Annotated in this window: 17 protein-coding genes; 13 read left to right on the top strand and 4 right to left on the bottom strand. The window is 41.3% G+C overall.

Features of this window, described 5'->3' with window-relative positions:
• Positions 1-137 precede the first annotated feature (137 nt).
• The 4 genes from GCWU000325_RS07695 (at position 138) to GCWU000325_RS07680 (ending at position 4,351) form a co-directional block, all read left to right on the top strand.
• Positions 138-1,424: an alpha-L-fucosidase gene (locus tag GCWU000325_RS07695; RefSeq protein WP_040599507.1), complete on the top strand. Its 1,287-nt coding sequence runs from the start codon at positions 138-140 to the stop codon at positions 1,422-1,424.
• A gap of 73 nt (positions 1,425-1,497) precedes the next feature.
• Positions 1,498-2,733 carry a type IX secretion system plug protein gene (locus GCWU000325_RS07690; protein WP_006255801.1) on the top strand — a complete coding sequence of 412 codons (1,236 nt, stop codon included), beginning with the start codon at positions 1,498-1,500 and terminating at the stop codon, positions 2,731-2,733.
• A gap of 42 nt (positions 2,734-2,775) precedes the next feature.
• Positions 2,776-3,726, top strand: a complete 951-nt coding sequence (locus GCWU000325_RS07685; protein WP_006255800.1) for a D-2-hydroxyacid dehydrogenase — start codon at positions 2,776-2,778, stop codon at positions 3,724-3,726.
• Between the two features lies 1 nt (position 3,727).
• The gene (locus GCWU000325_RS07680; protein ID WP_006255799.1) at positions 3,728-4,351 is read left to right on the top strand and encodes a trimeric intracellular cation channel family protein; all 624 of its coding nucleotides are present in this window, start codon (positions 3,728-3,730) and stop codon (positions 4,349-4,351) included.
• Between the two features lie 39 nt (positions 4,352-4,390).
• Here the strand turns inward: GCWU000325_RS07680 and GCWU000325_RS07675 are convergent, their stop codons facing one another.
• Entirely contained in the window at positions 4,391-7,042 is a 2,652-nt protein-coding gene (locus GCWU000325_RS07675; RefSeq protein WP_040599505.1) for a 4-alpha-glucanotransferase, read from the bottom strand.
• Between the two features lie 1,000 nt (positions 7,043-8,042).
• On the opposite strand from GCWU000325_RS07675, the gene GCWU000325_RS07670 reads away from it, so the two are divergent.
• The 7 genes from GCWU000325_RS07670 to GCWU000325_RS07640 all read left to right on the top strand — a co-directional run bounded on the left by GCWU000325_RS07670 (position 8,043) and on the right by GCWU000325_RS07640 (position 14,627).
• Complete coding sequence (locus tag GCWU000325_RS07670) at positions 8,043-9,446, top strand: S8 family serine peptidase (protein WP_006255795.1); 1,404 nt, start codon at positions 8,043-8,045, stop codon at positions 9,444-9,446.
• A 37-nt stretch (positions 9,447-9,483) separates the two neighbouring features.
• Positions 9,484-10,788, top strand: coding sequence for an exodeoxyribonuclease VII large subunit (xseA, locus tag GCWU000325_RS07665; RefSeq protein ID WP_006255794.1), 1,305 nt, complete (start codon positions 9,484-9,486; stop codon positions 10,786-10,788).
• A complete protein-coding gene (xseB, locus tag GCWU000325_RS07660) occupies positions 10,785-10,985 on the top strand; it encodes an exodeoxyribonuclease VII small subunit (RefSeq protein WP_006255793.1) in 201 nt (66 codons plus the stop codon). Before xseA ends, xseB begins: the two co-directional genes overlap by 4 nt.
• Positions 10,972-11,781 carry a tRNA (guanosine(46)-N7)-methyltransferase TrmB gene (gene trmB / locus GCWU000325_RS07655; protein WP_006255792.1) on the top strand — a complete coding sequence of 270 codons (810 nt, stop codon included), beginning with the start codon at positions 10,972-10,974 and terminating at the stop codon, positions 11,779-11,781. The genes xseB and trmB overlap by 14 nt, the downstream gene beginning before the upstream one ends.
• A 22-nt stretch (positions 11,782-11,803) precedes the next feature.
• On the top strand, positions 11,804-12,907 hold the full coding sequence (locus tag GCWU000325_RS07650) for an Mrp/NBP35 family ATP-binding protein (RefSeq protein WP_006255791.1): 1,104 nt from the start codon (positions 11,804-11,806) through the stop codon (positions 12,905-12,907).
• Between the two features lie 159 nt (positions 12,908-13,066).
• Complete coding sequence (locus tag GCWU000325_RS07645) at positions 13,067-13,672, top strand: thiamine phosphate synthase (RefSeq protein ID WP_006255790.1); 606 nt, start codon at positions 13,067-13,069, stop codon at positions 13,670-13,672.
• 19 nt (positions 13,673-13,691) lie between these two features.
• The gene (locus GCWU000325_RS07640) at positions 13,692-14,627 is read left to right on the top strand and encodes a ribose-phosphate pyrophosphokinase (protein WP_006255789.1); all 936 of its coding nucleotides are present in this window, start codon (positions 13,692-13,694) and stop codon (positions 14,625-14,627) included.
• Between the two features lie 174 nt (positions 14,628-14,801).
• Here GCWU000325_RS07640 and GCWU000325_RS07635 read toward each other — a convergent pair whose 3' ends face one another.
• The 3 genes from GCWU000325_RS07635 to GCWU000325_RS07625 all read right to left on the bottom strand — a co-directional run bounded on the left by GCWU000325_RS07635 (position 14,802) and on the right by GCWU000325_RS07625 (position 18,046).
• On the bottom strand, positions 14,802-15,230 hold the full coding sequence (locus tag GCWU000325_RS07635) for a Fur family transcriptional regulator (RefSeq protein WP_006255788.1): 429 nt from the start codon (positions 15,228-15,230) through the stop codon (positions 14,802-14,804).
• Positions 15,231-15,940: 710 nt separating this feature from the next.
• Entirely contained in the window at positions 15,941-16,795 is an 855-nt protein-coding gene (locus GCWU000325_RS07630; protein WP_006255785.1) for a hypothetical protein, read from the bottom strand.
• A gap of 9 nt (positions 16,796-16,804) precedes the next feature.
• Positions 16,805-18,046, bottom strand: a complete 1,242-nt coding sequence (locus tag GCWU000325_RS07625) for a YhjD/YihY/BrkB family envelope integrity protein (protein ID WP_006255784.1) — start codon at positions 18,044-18,046, stop codon at positions 16,805-16,807.
• Positions 18,047-18,164: 118 nt separating this feature from the next.
• Between GCWU000325_RS07625 and GCWU000325_RS07620 the strand changes: the two genes are divergently transcribed.
• Together GCWU000325_RS07620 and GCWU000325_RS07615 are read left to right on the top strand one after the other, a co-directional pair.
• Entirely contained in the window at positions 18,165-19,454 is a 1,290-nt protein-coding gene (locus GCWU000325_RS07620) for a M64 family metallopeptidase (protein ID WP_006255783.1), read from the top strand.
• Positions 19,441-21,909 (top strand): FtsK/SpoIIIE family DNA translocase, encoded by a 2,469-nt coding sequence (locus GCWU000325_RS07615; protein WP_006255782.1) that lies wholly within the window; start codon positions 19,441-19,443, stop codon positions 21,907-21,909. Before GCWU000325_RS07620 ends, GCWU000325_RS07615 begins: the two co-directional genes overlap by 14 nt.
• Positions 21,910-21,938: the final 29 nt, after the last annotated feature.

Here is a 21,938-nt window from a genome sequence, read left to right as displayed (position 1 = left end):
CCTTAAAATTGTTATGATTGCCTTCGTTCTACGCTATCACCGATATAAAGCTTCAAAAATCGCTTCTTGGTTAAAATCATTTTGTACTTCTTGAGATTTCAACTAACTTCGCCCTCAGAATCTTCACGTATGATGAAATGAAAAAAACAATTACCGCATTTGTTTGGCTTTGTTGTTGCTTTGCTTTTGCGCAATCGTATGTTCCTTCTCCGGAAAATATGAAAGCCAGAAAGGATTTTGCTGACGCTAAATTCGGCATTTTTCTCCACTGGGGACTATATAGTATGTTCGGACAAGGAGAATGGTATATGACAAATGAGAACATCAACTGTCACGAATACGCTAAAGTAGCCCAAGCCTTTTATCCGCACAATTTTAATGCACACCAATGGATCACAGCTATTAAGAAAAGCGGCGCACGTTACATTACGTTTACGACAAGACACCATGAAGGCTTTTCAATGTGGGATACGAAACAAAGCGACTATAACATCATGCACACACCTTATGGCAAAGATATCGTCAAACAACTCGCCGACGAATGTCATCGGCAACAGATTGGCATTCATCTCTATTATTCTCACTTGGATTGGACGCGTGATGATTACCCCATCGGACGAACGGGACGAGGCACGGGACGTACTGCAGGCAAAGCAAATTGGCCGGCCTATTATGGCTTTATGAACAAGCAATTAACAGAGTTGCTCTCAAACTATGGAAAGATTAACGCCATTTGGTTTGATGGTTGGTGGGATCATGATCAAGATTCCATTCCTTTTAATTGGGAACTTCCGGAGCAATATGCCTTGATCCATCGCCTTCAGCCGGCTTGTTTGATTGGTAATAATCATCATCAGCATCCATTTGAGGGAGAGGATATTCAGATTTTTGAACGCGACGTGCCCGGCGAGAACAAGGCCGGACTTTCAGGACAAGACATTAGTCGACTCCCACTCGAAACTTGCCAGACAATGAATGGGATGTGGGGGTATAAAGTGAAAGATCAAAATTACAAAACTGCACGTGAATTGATCCAACTCCTTGTGCGCACCAGTGGAAAGGGGGCGAATCTGCTTCTAAATATAGGCCCTCAACCCGACGGATCCTTACCGGCTGTTGCCCTTAATAGATTAGAGGAGATCGGAAAATGGTTGTCGGAAAACGGAGAAACGATTTATGGTACGACCAGAGGGGAAGTTGCTGTGGGAGATCAAGTCGTATCAACGCGCAAGGGCAACAAATGCTATCTGCATGTCTTAAGTAATGAGCTAAAACAATTGCAGTTCTCTTATCAACATAAGATCAAACGCGTCACAAGTTTCGCAACGAAAGAAAAATTGAAATTCAAACAAAGCGGAAAAGAAGTTGTCATCACTCTACCACAAACATTAGATCTTACTGACTACATCATCGTCGTAGAATAGGCCATCTCTCAGCTCGACTTATACAATAATGAATACTCACTATCGAATAGTTCTTGCTTGTTGCTGGGTGTTTATGATCGTTTATAGCATCATCCCGGTACGTGCACAGCGCAATATGATCTTTGATTCGCAGATCAAGACGCTACGCATAGTCGGTGGCGAGACAGGACCGGGTCTCCCCATCCTTTCACTGGGCAGCGACGAACAACTGACAATCTCTTTCGATGAAATGTCGCACAATTATAAGCGGTATGAGTATCGTATTCAGCATTTAGACTATGCCTTTAAGCCGGAACCTGATCTTATGGAAAATGATTTCGTAAATAGTGACGCAGATTATATCCTCATAGAAAATTATAGGGAAAGTAGAAATACCGTAGTCAACTATACGCACTATTCTTTCTCATTTCCGAATAAGCATATCCAACCTTTAATTGCCGGCAATTATGCCCTTTCTATTTATGCGAACGATGGAGCTGGGGAGCATCAAGAGGTAGCTCGCGTATATTTTGCCATCGTTACTCCACAAGTAAATATAGGCACTTCCGTTTCAACCAATACCGATATTGATTGGAATGCTTCTCATCAGCAAGTTGGGCTGAAAGTGAACCTAAATAGCTTAATCGTCCGTGATGCTACGGAAGAAATTAAAACTTTTGTGCTACAAAATGGGCGATGGGACAATGCTGTTCTTTGTCCAAAGCCTTCTTATATTAACGGACAACAGCTGATTTGGGATCACGCTCGCGACTTAATTTTCCCTGCCGGTAATGAATATAGAGCTTTTGAGATGCTCTCTTCACGCTATCCGGGAATGGGCATTGAAAAGATGCAATATTTTGCTCCGTTTTACCACGCGACGCTCTTTACGGACTATCCTAACAAAAACTATTTATACGTTCAGGATACGAATGGTAAGTCTGTCATCAGGAATGATGATAACACCGCTGCAGAAACAGAGTCGGAATATATTCTTACTCATTTCTCCTTAGCTATTCCTGCAATAGAGGATGCTCAAATATATCTACAAGGCGACTGGACTTATGATCAATTCTTACCCGATTATGAATTAACGTATAATGCTTCAACACAACTATATGAATGCGCCGTCTTGTTGAAGACCGGCTACTATAGTTATCAGTATTTAATGGTCCCCAACAATACGACAAAAGGACAAACGGGACCTATTGAAGGTAATTTTTTCCAAACGGACAACGCTTACACGACATTAGTTTATTATAAAAGAACAGGAGATCGCTATTGGCAACTCGTTGGTACGAATCAATATAGATTCAAGACTATTCGATAAGCCACTATTGGTATCCATTTTCACTTAACAACATTGTAAATAATGAATATCGTTTTCTTAGATGGTTATACAACTAACCCAGGCGATCTTAGCTGGGAACCTTTTCGACAATTCGGCAACTTCACCGTTTATGACCGGACGGCACCTGCAGACGTCATTGAACGCGCCAAAGATGCGGAAATATTAATTCTCAACAAGCCGGAACTGACCGCTCATCATTTAGATCAGCTTCCTAAATTGAAGTTTATCTGTGTAGCCTCCGCAGGTTATGATACGATAGATGTAGAAGCCGCTCGCACTCGCAACATACCCGTATCCAACGCAGCCGGATATGGTAATGCAGCAGTGGCTCAGATGGCCGTAGCACATTTACTTAATGTTACTAATCAGGTAGCTCATTACGCAAAAATCAATCGTGAAGGCTTTTGGACTAAGAGCAAAGATTTTTGTAATCGAGAACATGCACAAATAGAGTTGACGGATAAAAAAGTTTGCATTGTTGGCTATGGCAATATTGGGAAAAGACTTGCTGATTTGTTACGCCCATTTGGCGTAAAACTATTTGCAGTTACCTCCAAACCGCAAAATGAATTACAAGACGTAACAGCAATTTCTTTGCAAGAGGCCTTTAGAACTTGCGACATCGTGAGTTTGAATTGCCCATTAACATCAAAAAACAGCCAATTCATAAACAAAGAATTGCTATCTCAATCGAAAAGAGGTTTAATCCTTCTCAACACAGCAAGAGGCCGCTTAGTCAATGAACAAGACATTGCCGACGCACTTAAAGACGGACAACTAGGAGCTTATTGTTGTGATGTGCTCTCGCAAGAACCACCGAGGGCGGACAATCCGCTGCTCTCCGCTCCAAATGCCCACGTTACGCCGCACATAGCTTGGGCTACAACTGAAGCTCGACAACGCATCATAGACCTATTAATAGACAACATCAAATCGTTCCTTGACGGAAAGCCAAAGCGCCTTGTGAATTGATATGTTTGATATTACTATCGTTCAAATTTGTGACTTTATTGGCACGATAGCATTTGCTATTTCAGGTATCCGTTTAGCTTCCGCCAAACGATTTGATTTGTTTGGGGCTTATGTTGTCGGACTGACAACAGCTATTGGTGGTGGGACATTACGTGATTTAATGCTAAGTCGCACGCCTTTTTGGATGGAAAGCTATTCCTATCTAATTTGCTCTGCGATAGCTTTAGTTTGGGTCATACTTTTTCGCAAATTACTCGTAAGACAAAACAACACCTGGTTTTTATTTGATACCATAGGTTTGGCTCTTTTTACTGTTACCGGCATTCAAAAGACCCTACAAGCCGGTTTCCCAATTTGGACAGCTATTGTTTTAGGTACGATAACCGGTGCCGGCGGCGGTGTATTTAGAGATGTCTTTATTAACGAGGAACCATTAATTTTTCGGAAAGAAGTTTATGCTATGGCCTGCATAGGAGGAGGTATTATTTATTGGTTGGGCACATTCATGGGCCTTTCAGAAGAAATCTCTTACCCACTATGTGGCGTTACAGTAGTTTTGATTCGTGTACTATCTATTCGTTTACGTCTACGTCTTCCTATTTTAAAAGGAGAAGATCAAGCATAAGCCAAACGATGCTTGATCTTCTCTATTTATTCTTGAAGACTAACGGCCGGCGCACTTGATAAGCGCCCGCAATTTCTCATTAAAATCTGATGCCAAGACGAGTTCCTCAATATTAAGATGCATTCTATAGCGCCAATAATGGTGCGAATTAGCCGGGTCATTGATTTGTTCAGCTTCCGGAATAGGATTTCGCAAATTCGACATACCTAAAAAGTCCTGAAAAGCAATTAAACACAGCATAGAAGGAGCTGCTAAAAAATTACGAACAACAGCCTCGCAGGTTTCATAGTCAGCGCTTTCAGGCGCTTTACCCTCACGTTTCAGTATCTTAGTCCAATAATCCTGTCTGCGTTCTGCATCTTGCTGCCACCAAAGTCTAAAGGGAGGCATGTCGTGCGTAGCAATCGTTGCAACAGAGCAATAAGGATTACACTTCAAGTCGGCAAATTGTTGTCCAAAAGTTTTAGGCATACTTTCTATCTCCAATGAAAGAATATGCAAATCATTCAAAACCTCTTTCACGCCAGCGGGCACCATTCCCAAGTCCTCAGCACAAGGCAACATAGTTTCATTTTCATCATATTGCGTTACTACCGCAAGTTTCTTCGCTGCTTTTTCCGCCCAAAAATGATTGTGCCGGTTATAAAAGAAGTCATCATGTAAACGATTAAAGGCTTGTTGCTGGTCCGTAGGCAATTGTGCAAAAGCCCTCGTCTTTTGTGCTGCTATTCGAGGATGGTAGAAACCTTTCTTTTCCGGGTCTTCAATAAACAACACATCAGCGATAATGTCCAACAAAATCTTCTTTAGTACTTCTGGTAATTCAAGTTTCAATACTTCCTTCTGAGTAGTCACTTGCGACTTCAGAACATAATATCCTCCTGCCTTGTCTACAAAAGAAGAAAGTTCTTCCCAACGCACCATTTTACGCAATTCGGCCATATCCAACTCCGTTATTCTCGGCGATACATATTGACAAACAGGTAAGTTAAACCCATAAGCTGCAATTTCTGCCATTGAAAGAGGCAAAGCCGGACGAAAATAACCTAAAGTACCATAGGTTTGACTGACAGGAATTTCCCAAATTCTAAAGAAGCCCAACACATGATCGATGCGATAAGCATCAAAAAATTGCCCCATATACTTCAATCTTTCACGCCACCACGCATAATTATCTTGCGCCATCGCATCCCAGTTATACGTAGGAAAGCCCCAGTTTTGCCCATCTACAGCAAAGGCGTCCGGAGGTGCGCCGGCCGAGCCCTCAAAATGGAACAAGTGCGGCGCATGCCAAGCTGTCGCACTATCTCTACTTACGCCGATAGGAATATCTCCCTTTAGAAGAATGCCTTTTTCCGTTGCATATTTATGTACGGCTGACAATTGGCGGAAAAGTAAAAACTGTACGAAGGTATAATAGTCGTATTCTATTTCTGTCGCCGCTTTTACCTGTGGCCACATCCTAAAATCAGCCGTACCATATTTATCTCGTTTATGACAAAATGAGACATAAGGATCCAACCAACTTCTATTTTTACGTACAAAGTCTGAATAGGCTTCGGAAGTACAGATTTCCTTTCCTTTCAAAGCAAATAACTCATGAAGGAAAGTCGTTTTAAGGGCATAAGTCCGTTCATAATCCAACTGCGGCAACGCGTTTAATTCTTCTCCTTGTTCTCTATATTTTTGAAAGAGTGGCAAATCGCCCCACTCATTCAAGTCCATATAGATCGGATGCAAGGCAAAGACAGAGATCGCGTTGTAAGGATAAGAGTCAGCCCAAGTTCCGGTACGCGTAGTATCGTTTATTGGAAGAATTTGTACCGCTTTCAGACCGCAGAGATGCGCCCAATCAATCAACTTTCTCAAATCTCCAAAGTCTCCAACTCCAAAACTCGTCCGGCTACGTAGGGAAAAAACTGGCAACACTATACCGGCACCACGCCACCGAGGTAGATCGAATCGAGGAGCACTCGCATTAACCCATACTATAGTTGCAATATCAACTCCTTGCGTATTAGGAATATACCGATCTTCTCCTTTTTCCCAATGAATTTGGCTTGTATTGTTCTCATTGACTAGCACTATTTTATAGGCAGTCTTTCCGTCCAGATCCGTTTTATCCAAATCAACCTCCCACGTATAGGAAGCTACGCGACGGAATATTCGAGTTTGATCAGTCCGCCATTGCCCCAAGGTCCCCGAACTCCCCAAAACGCCCCAGCGAAAACCCTCCGGTGCCGGCAAAGCCTCTAAGCGCAATTTATAAGGAGAGGTGGAATTATGATCAGATTCAATTATGGCAGGTTCTCGATATATACATTGTCGAAAAGCCTTCGAATTATATACAGCAGCTATAGATTCGTCCGTCCAACAATCAGAAAGCAATATGTCTCTTTGTAAGTTTACGCAAGCTGTATCCGCACTTTTTTTAGTCCGATCTTCAGTATGAAATTGAAGTAATCTAGGCGTGCGTAGCTCTTTTCTTATAATTTTCCCACCAGCATATACACAGTATACATAGCGAATGAAAGTCGTGTTAGGAGCCGGTATAAAGTCACCACACCATTGCAGTCCGTCTTTCGTCGTAAGTGCAATATGCCCCCTTTCACCGTTAGAAGTTTGCAGTTCTACTTGTAAACACTCCCCCCATTTTGTATGATATTCTATCTGAAACCGCAGTTTTGACATCGTCATTTTTTATTGAATGCACAAAATTAGGTTAAACAGTCATATAATGCGCTCATTCTCTAAAAAAAACACGTAAAAATTTGGCTTCTTCAAAGAAACTGTATATATTTGCAATACATAAAGGCTGTACCGGTTAGATTGGGAATCTCATCAATAATTAACTGAAAACCGAGAATGCCACTTTTTTCGATGGCGTGCCGATACGTTTCGACGGGGTCGGATTACAAAGATCTAAGAGGCGCTCAAATCTTATTTTAGCTCGGAGTTTCATCACATCATCGGTACAGCTCTTTTTGTGTTCTGTTCTCTACCTGTTTTACACCTTCTGTTTATATTCGGAATCAACGTATTATTGTTCCGGTTGTCTTTCATTTCGAATGCGAACTTCGCCACACGGGTTTTCCTTAGCCTCTCCTACCCCATTTGGTTCTTTACACAACCTAAGAAAAGCTTTTATAGTAAGGCATTGGATTGTATCTGCTCTTAGTGGCTAATGAAAAGGAAAGTCCACAGACGCTTTTTTTATGAACTTAATCTTATAGTCAGACATTAAAATTCAAAGTTGCATTCGTACTATCACGAAAGTAGAAATTTCCTCTCACGATAAAACGAGCGTCCTCTCACGATGGTATGAACCTCCCGTCACGATAGTAGAAGAATATAATAAGCTCTAGTACAGGAAAAGCACTTTAAACTTGTAATGAAATTTGTTGAAGTATTCAGAAACTAAGGACTGCTGAATTATTGTACGAACTTGCCTAACTCTCTGCAAATCGTCCTTCACGAAATTAAAATCACGCCACATTTTCATATGTATATCAATGGTTTACCACAAACTATTACAAGTTGATTTTAAGTTTTAAACATCAGTATTTCGACTCTGAAAAAGCCTATAACAAATCGCGCCAAGCAAGCTGTAAGCTCTCTTCTCTGAAAAATAGTGTATAAAAGAGGTATATATACCACGATTTTGACTAACTTTGCTATCAAAATTTCAAATATGAAGCTATTTATCCCTACTCTTCTATTAACCGCATTTTTTTCTGCTACTACAAATGTCGGCGCACAATCTAAAAAGAAGAACAACAAGCAGTCTGTACCAACGGCCTTATATCGCTATCGCGTTTGCCTGACCGACAAGGACAACAATAGCTTTTCAATTAAAAAGCCTCAAGCCTTTCTTTCTGCCAAGGCCTTAGAAAGGCGTAACCGCTATGGAATTGCTGTTGATGAAATCGATTTGCCTCTTCCCCCTTCTTATCTGAAAAAGATCAAACAAGAAGGTTTGAAAATATACAATCAGAGTAAATGGACTAATTCACTGGTTGTTGAGACTGACGACACGATGAAAGTGGTTGCCTTAAAAGCTTTACCTTTCGTCAAAAGCATTAGAAAAGTTTGGATCGGCACCAATGAGCCTAAAAAAACTAATCCTAAGGAGCGGTTTAAAGGACTAACGTATCGCCAAGATACCTTATCGTCTTTCTACGGACAAGGTCAAGCACAGGCAGAAATGCTCAATGCGCAACGGCTTCACGAGGCCGGCTATCGCGGTCAAGGTATGACTATTGCCGTCATTGATGGTGGATTCTTGAATGCTGACACAATAAAGGGATTAAAAGGAGTTAAGGTATTAGGAACTAAAAACTTTGTAGATTCTAAACGCAGCGTTTTTGAAGAAGAGTCGCACGGCATGATGGTGCTTTCCTGCATCGCTGCCCATACGCCTTATTCTTTTGTAGGCACTTGCCCTGAGGCTTCATTCTATTTACTACAAAGTGAGGATTCAGACACAGAGCAATTGGTTGAAGAAGACAACTTCTGCTCTGCTTTAGAATATGCAGACAGTTTGGGATGCGACGTTGTTACCGCATCTTTAGGCTATTATCGATTCGATTATCCGGAAATGAATCCGACTTATGCAGACTTGGATGGCAAGACTTCAATCAATAGTATTGCGGCATCAGTTGCGGCGAGCCGAGGAATGTTATTCCTCAATAGTGCAGGCAATGAAGGTGACAATACTTGGAAGAAAATTGGCTTCCCAGGCGATGCTAAAGATATATTGACCGTAGGTGCCGTAAGGGCAGATAGCGTTAACACGTTATTCTCTTCTCTTGGTTATACGGCAGACAGACGTATTAAGCCGGATGTAATGGCTATGGGACAGGCATCAACGGTTTATCAGCCGAACGGACTGATAGGCAAAGCAAATGGTACGTCTTTTTCTACGCCGATCTTATGCGGTGCCGTTACTTGTTTGTGGCAGGCGCATCGCGACAAGACGCCAATAGAGATTATAAAGGCCGTGCAACGTGCCGGAAACAACTATGCAACGCCTAACGAGGTGTTTGGTTATGGCATACCAGACTTATGGAAAGCTCATCAAATCTTAGGGCAATAAATAGACAAGAAGCCCTCTTGCATATTGCATTGCAAAAATGATGGAGCACCTGCTGCTGTCCGAGTTAAACGGCTTAATCAAAGAGACTATTGCACTAACACTGGAATCGTCTTATTGGATTGTGGCCGAAATCAACGAATGTCGCACGGCAGCCAATGGACATTGTTATTTAGAGCTCATTGAACGCGATCAAAATGGAGCAAGGTTAACGGCAAAGGCTAATGCACACATCTGGAGTAATCGAAATCAACTCCTACAAGCCCACTTCTACAAAGTAACCGGAAGAGCATTACAAGCAGGCTTGTCTGTGTTGATTGCTGTAGAGATTGAATTTCATGAACTCTATGGCTACTCACTCAACATTACAGACATTGAGCCATCTTATACAATTGGTGATGTCGTGCGACGAAGAAATGAAATCTTGGCTCGTTTACAAGCTGACGGAGTTGCAGATTTGAATCGCGAATTATCTTTGCCACGCCCCGCGATGCGATTTGCAATAATCTCTGCACAAACAGCAGCAGGATATGGGGATTTCATTCACCAGTTGGAACAAAGCGGTTACCCATTCAAGACGCAGCTGTTTCCGGCCTTTATGCAAGGCGAGAAAGTCGAAAGTAGCATCATTGCAGCCTTAGAAAGGATTGCTGCAGAACAAGATCAATGGGATGCTGTAATCATCATACGAGGAGGTGGAGCAACAAGCGACCTCGGCGGCTTCGAAACTTACGATCTGGCTGCAAATGTGGCCCAATTTCCCTTACCGATCTTAGTAGGTATTGGGCACGAAAGAGACGAGACAATTCTTGACTTGATTGCTTTTAAGCATTTCAAAACGCCGACAGCCGTAGCTGCTTACTTGATTGATTTGCAGCAACAAGAATTGGCGCTTTTAGCGGATTTCTCCACGGCACTCAAACGCTATGCAACACAAGCTTTAAGTTGGAAGAAGGAAGAGTTGACTCGTTTAAGCCAAAAGGTATTGGCCTTCACAACTGGCTTTTCCACACGAGAACATCATCGTTTATATAGCCTACAAAGCCGTTTGCATATTCTGATCAACAAGCAGCAGGAAGCCCACAGTGCACACTTGTCCACAATAAAAGAACGCTTAGCAAGCGCGACACAAGACTTTTTAAGAAGAGAAAAAGACCGGATGCTTTTATATGAGAAGCAAATTGAGTATGCGCGCCCCGATAGGATCTTAAAATTGGGCTTCAGTATCACAAGGAAAAATGGTGTCATTGTAAAACGCGCCTCAAAGCTACAAGAGGGTGACATCGTAGAAACGCAACTGAACAGCGGAAGCTTCACGAGCATTGTAAAAGTAAAAAAGAAATGAAGAAGATCACACTGAGCTACGAGCAAGCCATCGACCGTCTGCAAACAATTGTCGACGCACTTGATAACGGCAAGTTAGAACTTGATCAGCTTAGCGCACACCTCAAAGAAGCGCAAGATTTACTTAAATACTGCAAGAAACGTTTGCAACAAACAGAAAAGGACGTTCAAATCATACTACAAGATGGGGAAGAATAAACTCTCAAAATTTGCAGATATGGAAACGTTTGCCAACGTTTTCCAAATGACAGCTAGTCAGGTTAGGGCGCAGGAACAAACAGCCGACACATACCCGCTACTAAAAAATGCCACTCAACAACTTAAAGCCGGAGAATGGCATCAACATTATTTCAAAAACAACAATCCCATTGTACTAGAATTGGGCTGTGGGCGTGGGGAATATACGATTGGCCTTGCCAAAGCTTTTCCAAACAAAAATTTTATTGGCGTTGACATCAAAGGATCACGAATGTGGACAGGTGCTAAAGAAGCATTAGAAAGCGAGCTTACAAATGTTGCCTTTCTGCGTACAAACATAGAAGTAATAGATAGCTTCTTCGCTTCTGACGAAGCAGCAGAAATTTGGCTTACATTCAGTGACCCGCAAATGAAAAGCAAGACTAAGCGCTTGACATCCACATTCTTTCTGAACCGCTATCGTAGGATGCTCCTCGACAACGGACTAATTCACGTAAAAACGGATAGCAATTTCCTCTATACGTATACAAAAACACTGCTTGAAGAGAACCATTTACCAATCGAAGCAGATACTAACGACCTTTATCATAGCGATTGCTTGAAGAAGGACGACAAGATATTATCCATAAAAACCTATTACGAACAACAGTGGATAGCGAGAGGCATCAACATAAAGTATTTAAGCTTCAAACTGCCTAAAGCAGGAACATTAATAGAAACTGAAATAGAAATTCCTTTAGACGATTATCGGAGTTTCAAGCGTACAAAGCGCTCTTCTTTAGAAACATCAAAATAACAAACATAATATTTAATCAACTATGACTATCTACCCTCAACTCATTATAGATGCACTTAAGCAAGTGCGTTATCCCGGAACGGGAAAGAACTTGATCGAAGCAGAAATGCTTGAAGATGATATGCGCATTGATGGTATGAACGTAAGTTTTTCGCTACTCTTTGAAAAGCCTACCGACCCTTTCATTAAATCAGTGGTGAAGGCGGCTGAATCAACCATTCATACTTTTGTAGATAAGGATATCAATGTTGCTATTAGCGTCAAAACACTACAAAAAGCACGTCCGGAAGTAGGCAAGCTGCTACCTGACGTAAAAAATATCATTGCTGTCAGTAGCGGAAAAGGAGGAGTAGGAAAAAGTACTGTGTCCGTTAATCTTGCTGTAAGTCTTGCTGCATTAGGCTACAAAGTTGGATTGCTTGATGCCGATATCTTCGGCCCATCAATTCCTAAAATGCTCCACTTAGAGCAAGTCCAAATCTTCGCAGAAAACAAAGATGGGCGGCAACTGATTATTCCGGCAGAAAAATATGGCGTCAAAGTACTTTCAATAGGATTCTTTGTTAACCCCAACACAGCCACATTATGGCGAGGAGGTATGGCCTCTAATTCACTCAAACAATTAATAGCCGATACAGATTGGGGCGATCTTGACTATTTTATTCTTGACACTCCGCCGGGAACGGGAGATATTCATCTGACTTTACTGCAAACACTTTCCGTTACGGGCGCAGTAATCGTTTCAACTCCACAACAAGTAGCGCTAGCCGATGCTAGAAAAGGCATTGATATGTATAAAAACGAGAAAGTTAATGTCCCAATCTTAGGACTTGTTGAGAACATGGCTTGGTTTACGCCTAAAGAACTCCCAGAGAACCGTTACTACTTGTTTGGTAAAGAGGGCGTAGCTAATTTAGCTACAGAGATGCATGTACCCTTGTTAGGCCAAATCCCAATCGTACAAAGCATCAGCGAAAGCGGCGACGAAGGAGAACCTGTTTCACTCAAGAAAGGCGAAATCATAAGCGAAGCCTTTCGTCATTTAGCCCAAGAAGTAGTAAAGGCCATAAAGAAACGCAACGAATTGCTCCCTCCGACAACGATTGTTGAGGTCTCAAAACATTAAGTAGAAATACATTTAGAAGTACACGTTCAATATCAACATACATACTATAAGAATTTCACGAAAAGAGCGGCCCACAAATTGGCTTTTTCTGCTTATACTTTGTATCTTTGCAGTGTGGATGTACAAGGCGAATCGCCTCGCTATTCATATATAATAAGTATGGGAGCATTTAAACTTGTCCTTTTAACTACGCCATATTTCTTTGTTGAAGAACACGCGATACTATCGACGCTCTTTGATGAAGGTTTGGAGTTGCTTCATATGAGAAAGCCGAATAGCGAACCAGTCTATTCAGAACGCTTATTATCACTATTGCCAGAACGATATCGAAAGCGCATAATTACTCACGATCATTTTTATCTTAAACAAGAGTTTGGCTTAAAAGGAATCCATCTGAACCAACGCAACACTGCTGCCCCCGACAACTATCGCGGCCAAATCAGCTGCACTTGTCGTAACAAGGAAGAATTACAACAGCGAAAAAAGCAGATGGATTACGTCTTTCTCTCCCTATCACCAGACGACAATCAAGAAGCAAGCAGCATTGATCCAGAAAAAGAGCTTACTACGATGGGTAAGTTGATCGATAAAAAAGTATATGCCGCAGGCGGTGTCACAATTGACAATCTCTTACAGTTAAAAGAAAGAGGTTTTGGCGGCGCAGTGCTTTATGGCGAAATCTGGAATCGGTTCAACATCTTTTCCAACCAAGATTACAAAGATCTGATAAACCATTTTCGAAAGTTGAAAAAAATAATTGATTAACACCCCTTACTTAACCACAATGAATAAAGAATCTTTTTTGGTCTTTTCCGGCACCAAGACGCGCTACTTAGCAGAAAAAATCTGCAAAGACTTGGACTGCCCATTAGGTAACCTTGATATTACCTATTTTGCTGATGGAGAATTTGTCGTTAGCTTTGAAGAATCAATACGCGGGCGCGATGTATTTCTCGTTCAGTCTACTTTCCCAAATTCAGACAACTTGATGGAGCTGCTTCTAATGATCGATGCGGCGAAGCGTGCTTCAGCAAAGAGTATCAATGCTGTAATTCCCTATTTCGGCTGGGCGAGACAGGACCGAAAGGATAAGCCACGCGTTTCTATCGGCGCAAAACTCATTGCCGATATGCTCAGCGCAGCCGGTATTGACCGACTGATCACAATGGATCTTCACGCCGACCAAGAGCAGGGATTCTTTGATGTACCGGTAGATCACTTATATGCATCAACAGTCGTACTTCCCTACATCCAATCACTCAATTTGAAAAATCTATGCATTGCTTCTCCGGACGTTGGTGGCTCTAAGCGTGCAAGTGCTTATGCAAAATATCTCGATTGTCCTATGGTGCTTTGCAATAAGACGCGCAAGCGTGCCAACGTTGTTGGTGATATGCAGATTATCGGCGAAGTAAAAGATATGGACATAATCTTAATCGACGATATGGTTGATACTGCAGGCACAATCACCAAGGCTGCTTCGCTGATGATAGAGAATGGTGCACGCAGTGTCCGCGCAATAGCTTCCCACTGCATTATGTCTAATCCGGCAGATGAGCGAATCGAGGCATCACCCATTGAAGAAATGCTCTTTACAGATAGTATTCCTTATCATGGCAATTGCAAAAAGGTGAAGCAGATCTCTGTCTCTAAAATGTTTGCTGAAACTATTCGCCGCGTAATGGACAATGAGAGCATCAGTTCTCAATATCTTATCTAACAATCGCGCGCAACTGAACACTTACGTTAAGCATTAGTTCGAGCAATTGTAAAATACAAGGTCTCTGGTTGGCATACTGCCCATCAGAGACCTTAAATTATATCTAGTAACAGATTGAAAGTATTGCTTTTCAGCGACATAAGCTGCTTAAATTCTTCTATTTATAGATTAGCGTCAGTTTAATTCTTGTTTCTTCTGACATTCGGCACAAATGCCTCGATAATTGACTTCGACTTGCTCTACTTTAAGATCTTCAGACAAAGCTTCTCCTTCCATTGGCATTCCGGAAGGAAGCGGTAAATCAAAAATTTTCTGACAACAACGACAATGGAAATGCGCATGTGGAGAGACATTGCCATCAAATCTCACACGTTGCTCATCTAAAGCCATTTGCGTAGCCAACCCATTCTCGGCAAAGAGATGAAGCGTGTTATACACAGTCGTTCGAGAAAGTGTTGGAATATCTTTTACTAACGTTTCGTAGATTTCATCCACCGCAGGATGAGTAGCATGCGATAAAAGATAATCCAATATCGCAATGCGCTGCAAACTGGGTTTTACTCCACTTTTCTTTAAGCAATTAATTGCTGTTCGCCTCTTCATATCCAGCGTCTAATTTTTTGTCATCTAAATCTACGAGCGAAGATACAATATATTATTACAATAACCCAAGCTCCTTTTGCTTTTTATGGTCAAAAAAAAGAAGATATTGAAGCTATCTACTATAGGCGTAAAAATAGACAAGATCTCGATACTACAGCAAAACTCACAACAAAGAATGGCCTAACATCGCACCACAAAACACAACGACAATATTTTAGCTCCTTATCTTCCTATGTCTCTGTTTTTGAGAGTGAATATACAATAATACGTGCGCTTTCATAAATATGAACAGCAAAGCCCAAGCCCACCTTTCTCCAATATATGTAGATGACGTATAGACTTCCAAAATTAGCATCCCCCAACATGACACAGACAACAAACAAGGGTTGATACAAATTCCACTTGACAAGACACCTTATTTATATTTGGTCTGAGATTATCTAACAAAAAAAGCACAATAATCTCTTTTTCAAGAGATAAAAACAACATAATCAGATCATTTTTCCAAAAGACTTATTGTTTGCTGGGAGCAAACGATGGTATGCTGGGAGCAAACGATGGTTTGCCGGGAGCAAACGATCAAGAAAGAAGAAAAACGTCTTTAGAAAAGAATGTACACACAAAGTATATTAGACACTTATAAGATGAAATTCCACCTCGCTTATATTTCATCTTGTCGTAGGCTTACCCAAAAGAATCATTATTCGCTATTAAGTCAAATTTATCTCTTTACTTTCAGCATAAAACTGCTCTAATCCGGCAATAGGGCTCTTCAAAATTCGGCCAATTCTATAACCTAAATCTACTGCTACAGTCTGTAGTTCTACTCTAAAATAAAAAGCAATACTACCTACAAAGTGTACAGCCAAATCCGGATGATTGTATTGTGCAACGTTTCTACGGAAAAAGTGCTCAAATTCAGATTTTACCAATGCTTGTATCTCCTCGAGATGTTTATATTTCCCTAAGAATATGGCGAAACCTGCCATAAACCGATTGGGAAAAGGTTGCTTATAGACACGCTGCACAATATCTTCAACAGACAAACTATATTGCGCCTCAAAGCAAGAACGTACCTGCGTTGATAATTGATTTTTAAGTAAGTCGCTCAGAAAACGACGCCCCAATACAGCCCCACTTCCTTCATCTCCCAAAATAAACCCTAGAGGTGCTACATTTTCTACAATAGTTTGTCCATCAAAAAGGCAACTATTAGAACCGGTACCTAAGATGCAAGCTATACCTTTTTCTTCACGACAGAGTGCAATAGCAGCGCCTTGCAAATCAGATTCCACATTTACATCTTCCGTATTAAGCACTTGCTGAAGCACACGTTTTACAACAAGCCGTTGTTTCCCACGACAACCGGCACCATAAAAACGAATCGCATCAATAGGTTGACTTAAGTGCGGTATTAACTCCTGCATCACGATGCGAGATATTTCATCAGCCGGAACCATAAAAGGGTTGATCCCCTGACTAACAACACGCTTAGTCACATCACCGTCTTGCAGCAAACTCCAATCAGTTTTCGTGCTCCCACTATCAGCTATCAGTAAATTCATAATCAGAGGCTATAAAGATAAATAGTCTACTACCAAACATTTAGCCGCTTCTCGCTCAAAAATCTTTATACGATAAGCGCTGAAGGCTTGGTTGAGTTGCTTAAAATGCAATGCCCGCCCATCTCGGTCAAGCGCTTTAATCACCTCACCTATTGTGAGCTGGCGTGGATCACGTGCCGGTGCATACCTTTCTTGATCTAAATACAGCAAAAAAGGCAACGACTGCATCAGCTCCAAAGCTTCTTTGAGCAGTGAAGGATTCAACTTTAAATCTTCAGCTATCCGATCAACGCTGATTGGTGCTTCACCGCGCTCAAAAGCTTTATAAACAACACATAACAACTGCAAACAAAGTTCATCTCGATCTTTCCGACAGGCACTTTGCATCAGCGGAACATCAAGCGCCTCACGGTTTTGATGTAAATAGCTTAGCGTAGCTCCAAACAAGACGATATACCAGCTAAATTGAAGCCAGATCATCAACATCGGAAGGGCGGCAAACGAGCCATAAATAGCGTTATAACCAGATAAGTACAACTGCGAATGAATGTAGACATACTGCAAAGCCTGAAGCGCCAACCCGACCGGCAAGCCAGCAAAAAATGCGCTTTTCCACTTAACTTTCGTATTGGGAATAAAGAAATAAAGTCCGGTACAAAAGCACACCATAATAAGATATGGAACAAGTTGCAGGCATTTCAAGAGAGAATTGTGTAAGAAAAAGATGTCGGGCAGTTTTTCTACGAAAGATGTAAGAAAAATAGAGAAGCCTGAACTCGAAATCAGCAAAACAGGTAAGAGGAAGAATAGCGATGTATATTCTGTAACCTTCCTATAAATCGTTCGATCTTGCTTTACCTTCCATATTTTATTGAAAGTTCCCTCAATTTCTCCGGCCAAGGAAAACAGCGTCCAAAGTAAAAGGAAGATACCTAAGCCCAAAAAGATGCCACCTTGCGTTCGCATCAGGTAATTATGAACAAAATTCAGCAAAAAGGTAGTCACTTCGGGTTGCGTAGCAAAGGCTGTCCGTATCTGTTGCTCCAACATATTGTCAAGTCCAAAGCCCTTAGCAATGGCAAAAGCAATGGCTAAGATAGGAACAACAGCAAAAAGCAACGAAAAAGTCAAAGCACGCGCAGCAGCCAACTGACCTTCGCGATAAAAAGTTATACCTGCATTTAAATATAATCGGACAACGCGATATCGAATAAAGCGACACCACCACGCAAAAAAGACGTTACGGTTCATCAGATATGATTTGTGTCATTGCGCGGCGAAGGTACAATTTTTTATTTGCTTTGAGGCTCTATCTTGGCCCTTCACAGACTTTTTCCTATTTTTGTACGATAAAATATAAGATGTACATATGAAAAGGATCTTCGCCTTAGCCGGATTGCTTTTGCTGATTATGGCAAGCATTCACGCACAACAACTGAACCTGAACCAAACGTTACGCATTGATTATATATTCTCGGGTGATGTACAGCAGCGTGAAATAGCTGTAAGCGAACTAAATACATTTGATGGTTGGTACGGCCGACATGTAAATCTTGACACGCTTGCCTTACAAGGAAATGGAAAAATTTATTTGAGAGATGCGCACACAAAACGCTTACTTTACTGCAATTCGTTCTCAACGCTCTTTCAAGAATGGTTGAATACGGAAGAGGCTACGCGCACACGTAAAGCTTTTGAAAACGTATTCCTTCTCCCAATGCCTACGGATTCTGCACTTGTGTCGATCGAGCTTTATGGCAACCACAACAAACTTTTAGCACAGTACACTCACGAAATTAATCCAAAAGATATTCTGATTCGCAAGATTAATCCGGCTCAGATTCCACCTCACAAATATATTTTGAAGAGCGGCGCTCCAGAAAAATGCATCGACATAGCAATTCTGGCAGAAGGTTATCGCGCAGAAGAGGCCGACAGCTTTTACCATCACGCAGAGATTGCTACAGAGCAATTGTTCTTGCACGAGCCATTTAAATCTATGAAGGATAGATTTAACGTTGTTGCCGTAGCACTTCCTTCGCTCGAGTCAGGCGTAAGTATTCCGGGAAAAGGAGAATGGAAGAATACAGCGCTCAAGAGCCATTTTGACACCTTCTATTCAGATAGATATTTAACTACGCTCGACCTTAAGAATCTCCACAATAGTCTTATTGGCATACCATATGAGCATTTTATTATCTTAGCCAACACTGACAATTATGGAGGAGGTGGTATATATAATTCTTATACCTTAACAACAGCCAAACACAAGTTGTTTAAACCGGTCATCGTACACGAGTTTGGACATAGTTTTGGCGGTTTATCTGACGAATACTATTATGATGATCAATATACGAACTATTATTATCCGGATGCTGAACCTTGGGAGCAAAACCTCACGACGTTAAACAACTTTGCGACGAAGTGGGAAGATATGCTTCCTACAAAAACGAAGATTCCTACCCCACCTAACCTTAAAAAGTTGGATCAAATCGGCGTATATGAAGGCGGTGGCTATCAATCTAAAGGCGTTTATCGCGCTTTTCAAGATTGCAGAATGAAGACGAACGAATGTAAAGCCTTCTGTCCAGTCTGTCAACGTGCACTTCGCAGACTCATTGATTATTATACACAAGAACAACGTAATGGTAAAAACTAAGCGAGCTAAAAAGAAATCATTTCGGCAAGTTATAAGGCCAGAAGGCGGATGGAGCGATATGTTGCGTGGAGATACGCTTCGCTTCATCTTTGGCGTTGTTATTCTCATTGTCGCTTTATTTCTATTGCTCTCTTTCTCGTCTTATTTAGTAAACGGCTATAGAGATCAAGCTCACATAGAAGCACAAGAGACCTTTAAGGCGGCCAATTACGGTGGGCGTCTCGGCGGCTACACGGCTTATTATTTCCTTCAGAATTGTTTCGGCTTGTGCTCTTTCTTCATACCAATATTTTTATTGGGACTGAGCATGAAACTCATGCGCACATACAAAATAAGACTTTGGAAATGGTTCCTCAATTGTGTTATACTCATGGTTTGGGGGTCTATCGTCTTAAGCATATCACAAGCAAATTTCTTTCCTCAAAAATGGATACAGATGTTTCCTTTTGATTGGGGAGGAGGACATGGGATTTATATAAACAATTACCTATGTGATGTTATTGGACTCACTGGAGCCATTATCCTGATGGTTGCATTAGGTCTTCTTTATTTAGTTTATCTAACTGATGAAACTATTGTTGTATTTCGCAACCTAATGCACCCTAAACATCTATTAAATAAAGTAGCATCAGAAACTGTTCCGGAAAATACAGACTCAGACAATGTAGAAAATGAATTAAATGACGGAGCTAAACCGTACACTGCAAATAAAACAGAAATAGACGAATTTGAAGATGAAGAAGAGGAGGTAGCACCCCAAGACTCAGAAACAGGCACCGTCATTAATCTTACAGAAGAAATACCTATCATAACTGCAAATCAAACTAAAGATGACGTAAATCTATCAAAAGCCTCATCCAGAGAAACAGACCTCGTCATTGTAGATAAACAAGAAGAAGAAAAAGCTACACAAAAAACGGTAGAAGAAGTTTTACAACAAGAGCCATTTGACCCACGAAAAGATCTTGAAAATTATAAATTTCCCACATTGGATCTACTAAAAGTCTACTCAGATAATGGGCCCAAGATAGATATGGATGAACAACAGGGGAACAAAAATAGAATTATCAATGTCCTAAAGAGTTTTGGCGTAGACATTTCTGCGATAACCGCAACCATAGGGCCAACAATCACCTTGTATGAAGTAACGCCAGCTCCCGGAGTGCGAATCAATAAGATTCGAAATCTGGAAGACGATATTGCCTTGAGCTTATCAGCCCTCGGCATACGTATCATTGCACCCATACCAGGAAAAGGAACGATTGGTATAGAAGTACCAAACAAAACAGCTAAAATTGTTTCGATGGAGAGTATACTTAACTCAAAGCGTTTCCAAGAAACAAAAGCTGATTTACCTATAGCCTTAGGAAAGACGATCACAAACGAAGTATTTATGGTAGATTTAGCCAAAATGCCTCACTTGTTAGTTGCAGGTGCGACCGGACAAGGAAAGTCAGTGGGTTTAAATGCTATCATCACATCTTTACTCTATAAAAAGCATCCAGCAGAGTTGAAGTTAGTGATGGTTGATCCCAAAAAAGTGGAATTTAGTGTTTATACCCCTATTGAACGTCATTTCTTAGCAAAAATACCAACAGTAGTAGAGCCAATTATAACAGATGTAACAAAAGTTGTCCAAACGCTCAAAAGTCTTTGCCAAGTCATGGACCATCGTTATGATCTTCTGAGATTAGCCCACGTAAGGAACATAAAGGAGTATAACGCCAAGTTCAAAGCAAGGAAACTGAATCCAAAGGAAGGGCATGAATTTATGCCTTACATCGTTGTGATAATAGATGAGTTTGGCGACTTAATCATGACTGCAGGAAAAGAGGTAGAATTGCCTATTGCCCGTATTGCCCAATTAGCCCGTGCCGTAGGAATGCATATGGTTATAGCGACCCAACGTCCAACAACAAACATCATTACAGGTACAATCAAGGCCAACTTCCCTGCACGTATGGCCTTTAAAGTCATGTCTGTCATTGATAGTAGAACAATTCTTGATCGAACTGGCGCCAATCAACTAATCGGGCGAGGAGATATGCTTTTCTTACATGGAAATGAACCTGTCCGCGTTCAATGTGCATTTGTTGATACGCCCGAGGTTGAACGCATCAACGATTTTATTTGCAAACAGCAAGCATACCCTACGGCTTTTGAACTGCCAGAAGTTGAATCCGAGGAAGAAGTCGGCAATGCCATCGGACAAATAGATAAAAACAGTCTTGATCCGATGTTTGAAGATGCAGCTCGCCTTATAGTAATTCACCAACAAGGCTCAACGTCCTTGATCCAACGCAAATTCTCCATTGGCTTTAATCGAGCAGGCCGTTTGATGGATCAACTTGAACACTTTGGTATAGTTGGGCCTTCAAGAGGGGCAAAGCCTCGCGAGGTGCTAGTGACAGACGACACGAATTTAGAAACCCTATTAAATGACATTCGACATTAAACAGCCCTAATAACAGACAAACAAACATA

It is taken from the genome of Alloprevotella tannerae ATCC 51259 (assembly GCF_000159995.1).
GTDB lineage: Bacteria > Bacteroidota > Bacteroidia > Bacteroidales > Bacteroidaceae > Alloprevotella > Alloprevotella tannerae.
This window is presented reverse-complemented; position numbering and strand designations above follow the sequence as displayed.

Bases quoted from the DNA above. Each gene is read 5' to 3' on its own strand.
- GCWU000325_RS07630 (WP_006255785.1), bottom strand. From the start codon at position 16,795: ATGAATTTACTGATAGCTGATAGTGGGAGCACGAAAACTGATTGGAGT.
- trmB (WP_006255792.1), top strand. From the start codon at position 10,972: ATGGGGAAGAATAAACTCTCAAAATTTGCAGATATGGAAACGTTTGCC.
- xseA (WP_006255794.1), top strand. From the start codon at position 9,484: ATGATGGAGCACCTGCTGCTGTCCGAGTTAAACGGCTTAATCAAAGAG.
- xseB (WP_006255793.1), top strand. From the start codon at position 10,785: ATGAAGAAGATCACACTGAGCTACGAGCAAGCCATCGACCGTCTGCAA.
- GCWU000325_RS07690 (WP_006255801.1), top strand. From the start codon at position 1,498: ATGATCGTTTATAGCATCATCCCGGTACGTGCACAGCGCAATATGATC.
- GCWU000325_RS07635 (WP_006255788.1), bottom strand. From the start codon at position 15,230: ATGAAGAGGCGAACAGCAATTAATTGCTTAAAGAAAAGTGGAGTAAAA.
- GCWU000325_RS07620 (WP_006255783.1), top strand. From the start codon at position 18,165: ATGAAAAGGATCTTCGCCTTAGCCGGATTGCTTTTGCTGATTATGGCA.
- GCWU000325_RS07685 (WP_006255800.1), top strand. From the start codon at position 2,776: ATGAATATCGTTTTCTTAGATGGTTATACAACTAACCCAGGCGATCTT.
- GCWU000325_RS07645 (WP_006255790.1), top strand. From the start codon at position 13,067: ATGGGAGCATTTAAACTTGTCCTTTTAACTACGCCATATTTCTTTGTT.
- GCWU000325_RS07670 (WP_006255795.1), top strand. From the start codon at position 8,043: ATGAAGCTATTTATCCCTACTCTTCTATTAACCGCATTTTTTTCTGCT.
- GCWU000325_RS07625 (WP_006255784.1), bottom strand. From the start codon at position 18,046: ATGAACCGTAACGTCTTTTTTGCGTGGTGGTGTCGCTTTATTCGATAT.
- GCWU000325_RS07640 (WP_006255789.1), top strand. From the start codon at position 13,692: ATGAATAAAGAATCTTTTTTGGTCTTTTCCGGCACCAAGACGCGCTAC.
- GCWU000325_RS07695 (WP_040599507.1), top strand. From the start codon at position 138: ATGAAAAAAACAATTACCGCATTTGTTTGGCTTTGTTGTTGCTTTGCT.
- GCWU000325_RS07650 (WP_006255791.1), top strand. From the start codon at position 11,804: ATGACTATCTACCCTCAACTCATTATAGATGCACTTAAGCAAGTGCGT.
- GCWU000325_RS07675 (WP_040599505.1), bottom strand. From the start codon at position 7,042: ATGTCAAAACTGCGGTTTCAGATAGAATATCATACAAAATGGGGGGAG.
- GCWU000325_RS07680 (WP_006255799.1), top strand. From the start codon at position 3,728: ATGTTTGATATTACTATCGTTCAAATTTGTGACTTTATTGGCACGATA.
- GCWU000325_RS07615 (WP_006255782.1), top strand. From the start codon at position 19,441: ATGGTAAAAACTAAGCGAGCTAAAAAGAAATCATTTCGGCAAGTTATA.